The sequence below is a fragment of the Thiolapillus sp. genome (assembly GCF_048562965.1).
Classification (GTDB): Bacteria; Pseudomonadota; Gammaproteobacteria; order Chromatiales; family Chromatiaceae; genus Thiolapillus; species Thiolapillus brandeum_A.
In genome coordinates this window covers 1-2,965 of the sequence record NZ_JBHNMF010000405.1, presented here as the reverse complement: position 1 = coordinate 2,965, position 2,965 = coordinate 1, and the positions used below count along the sequence as shown (strand labels likewise).

The window sequence follows — 2,965 nt, the reverse complement described above, 5'->3', positions numbered from 1 at the left end:
GAGGATTGGCTGGACGCGGTTCACGCTCGTGCACGAACAGTATCACTGGAACGGAAAACAGCGCCCACCAGATACCCACCATGAAAAAGGAAACACGCCAAGCGTGTCTTCGGCCTCGTGATAGATTTTGGGACATCCCAGTCCCCAAAATCGACTCGGCCTTTGACAACCTATTTGTGCCCCAGCCGTCCTGGTCACCAAGCACTACGCAACAACTTCGCAAGCTCGTTGCTGCTCCGTACTTGGCTCCCAATGACTGGACGCCGCGTTCGGAGGCCTACTTTGTTTTCCCTCTGGCGCAAGGCACGCCGGGAAAACAGTGCGGCCTCGCGGCTACTGGGGTCTACCAGCCTTCGCTTCGCTCTCCATGGCTGGCAGCGACAGCCTGTTCCGCATCCGACAGACCGAAGAACCCGGGTTTGAGCACCATGAAGACGTTCAGGGCAAACAGCAGCCCCCCGCCCAGGTATCCCATGGCGTATCCCAGGGCTGACACCCTGTCCAGCTCATCTTCTTCCGCCACGTCCACCAGCAGGGCATCATAGGGCACGATGCTGCCGGAAAAACCAATAATGCCCAGGGCATAGAACAGCAGGGCGACCTGCCACATACCGGCAGCCACCAGGAACAGCGATGAAGTCATCAGGGCTCCGAGAAAGGCAAACAGCAGCAGATAACGCTTTTTGCTGTTCCCCTGATCCGCCAGGGCGCCAATCAGGGGCGCGAACAACACCATGAGCGTACTGGCGGCGGAGTTGCCCACACCCAGCCAGAAAGTGCTGTCTGTAACGGACATGTCTCTGGCCCAGTATTCCTTGAAGAACACGGGAAAGAAGCCAGCCATCACCGTGGTGGCGAAGGCGGAGTTACCCCAGTCGTAGAGGGCCCAGCTGATGCGCGCCCGTCTTCCCATCAGCTCTTGATGCCCACGCCACGGTTCAGCAGCCACAGGGCGACGCTGCCCAGGATCAGAATGAAGCCCATGATGAGCAGCAGGGCGGTCACCGGGCGGATATCCGACACGCCCAGGATGCCGTAGCGAAAGGCATTGATCATGTACAGCACCGGGTTCGCCAGAGACAGCTTCTGCCAGAATGGCGGCAGCAGGCTGATGGAATAGAAAACCCCGCCCAGGTAGGTCAGGGGCGTGAGCACGAAGGTGGGGATAACGCTGATATCATCGAAGCTCTTGGCAAAGATCGCATTGATAAGGCCTGCCAGGGTAAAAAGAATGGACGTCAGCACCACAACCAGAATGGTGAGCAGGGGGTGCTCCACGCCTACGTCAGAGAAGTACAAGGTCACGCCAGTGACCACGGCGCCTACCACCAGACCCCGGACCACCCCGCCGGTGACATAACCCGCGAGGATGATCCAGCTGGGCACCGGGGCGATGATCAACTCCTCCACGTGACGCTGGTACTTGGCCTGAAAGAAACTGGACACGGTGTTGGCATAACTGTTGGTGATCACCGCCATGAGAATCAGGCCTGGCACGATGAAGGACTGGTAGCTGTAACCGTCCATCTCGCCGATGCGTTCACCGATGAGGGCCCCGAAAATGAGGAAATACAGGCTGGTCATAATGGCCGAAGGCAATATGGTCTGCACCCAGATGCGCGCGAAGCGCAACACCTCCTTGATGACAATGGTGGAATAAGCAATACGGTAACCCTGCCAATTGCTCATGCTGCTTCTGCCTTCTTCTTCCTCACCCGGTCCAGGAAGAACTGCTCCAGGCGGTTCTGCTTGTTGCGCATGGACAGCACATCCATGCCCTGCCCGTTCAGCCAGTCGAACAGGCTGTTCAGGGTTTGCTCCTGTTCCAGCACTGCCTCCAGTGTGTATTCGTCCTGTATGCGCAAACGCACGGGGGCGCCACCGGGCAGGGCCTGCACAGGCCGGCTCAGGGTGAGAAGGAAAGCCTGGCGATGCAGGCGGTGCAACAGCGCCTGCATGCTGCTGTTCTCCACGATGAGACCATCATCGATGATGGCGATACTGCGGCACAGGTTCTCCGCCTCCTCCAGGTAATGGGTGGTGAGAATGATGGTGGTGCCGGCGCGGTTGATCTCCTCCATGAAGGCCCACATGCTGCGGCGGATCTCGATATCCACCCCTGCCGTGGGCTCGTCCAGAATCATCAGCGGCGGTTCATGCACCAGGGCGCGGGCAATCATCAGCCGGCGCTTCATGCCCCCTGACAGGCTGCGCGCCTGGGCGCGGCGCTTGCGCCACAGGTCCAGTTCCTTGAGCACCCGTTTCGCCTTGCCATAGGCCTGGCGGCGGGGGATGCCGTAATAACCCGCCTGGTTGATGACGATCTCCTCCACTGGCTCCCACTGGTTGAAGTTGAAGTCCTGGGGCACCAGGCCGATGTGGCGCTTCACCTCCTGGGGCTGCCGGTCCAGATCGTGGCCAAACACCTCTACCCGGCCGGCGGTCTTGCGCACCAGGGAGCTGAGAATGCCGATGGCCGTGGACTTGCCGGCGCCATTGGGGCCGAGCAAGGCAAAGAAATCACCGCTCTCCACATCCAGGTCGATACCTTTCAGCGCCTCAGTGCCATTGGCATAGGTTTTTTTCAGCTGGCGGAGTCTTACTGCTTGGCTCATGTCAGGGTTTGTCGCCACAGGTTTTGGATTGGCCTATTGTCCAACGAAAGCCCCTTGGAATCCATCACTACCGAATTGCTGCCAGGACCACGTCATCTAAGTTCCTAAGTTATTGATAAGGCGGGGTGGTGTCTGATCGGAAAACCTCGGAGGCAGGGATTCTGGCGCGGAGCCTATAGGGATGTATTTACGGCGTTTTTCCGATCAGACACCACCCCAGCCAAGATTTACAAGCGTGTCTTCGGCCTCGTGATAGATTTTGGGACATCCCAGTCCCCAAAATCGACTCAGCCTTTGACAACCTATTTGTGCCCCAGCCGTCCTGGTCACCAAGCACTACGCAACAACTT

Annotated in this window: 4 protein-coding genes; 1 reads left to right on the top strand and 3 read right to left on the bottom strand. The window is 58.7% G+C overall.

The genetic code is table 11. The features are described from left to right. Positions 1 to 117 precede the first annotated feature (117 nt). A complete protein-coding gene (locus ACOCD2_RS15520; protein WP_419586518.1) occupies positions 118 to 423 on the top strand; it encodes a hypothetical protein in 306 nt (101 codons plus the stop codon). Here ACOCD2_RS15520 and ACOCD2_RS15515 read toward each other — a convergent pair. The 3 genes from ACOCD2_RS15515 to ACOCD2_RS15505 are packed head-to-tail and all read right to left on the bottom strand — an operon-like array spanning position 344 to position 2,615. Then, the gene (locus ACOCD2_RS15515; protein WP_293646545.1) at positions 344 to 913 is read right to left on the bottom strand and encodes an MFS transporter; all 570 of its coding nucleotides are present in this window, start codon (positions 911 to 913) and stop codon (positions 344 to 346) included. The two genes, ACOCD2_RS15520 and ACOCD2_RS15515, sit on opposite strands and share 80 nt — an antisense overlap. Next, a complete protein-coding gene (locus tag ACOCD2_RS15510) occupies positions 913 to 1,689 on the bottom strand; it encodes an ABC transporter permease (protein WP_293646547.1) in 777 nt (258 codons plus the stop codon). The genes ACOCD2_RS15515 and ACOCD2_RS15510 overlap by 1 nt, the downstream gene beginning before the upstream one ends. Continuing rightward, complete coding sequence (locus ACOCD2_RS15505) at positions 1,686 to 2,615, bottom strand: ABC transporter ATP-binding protein (protein ID WP_293646549.1); 930 nt, start codon at positions 2,613 to 2,615, stop codon at positions 1,686 to 1,688. The genes ACOCD2_RS15510 and ACOCD2_RS15505 overlap by 4 nt, the downstream gene beginning before the upstream one ends. Positions 2,616 to 2,965 lie beyond the last annotated feature (350 nt).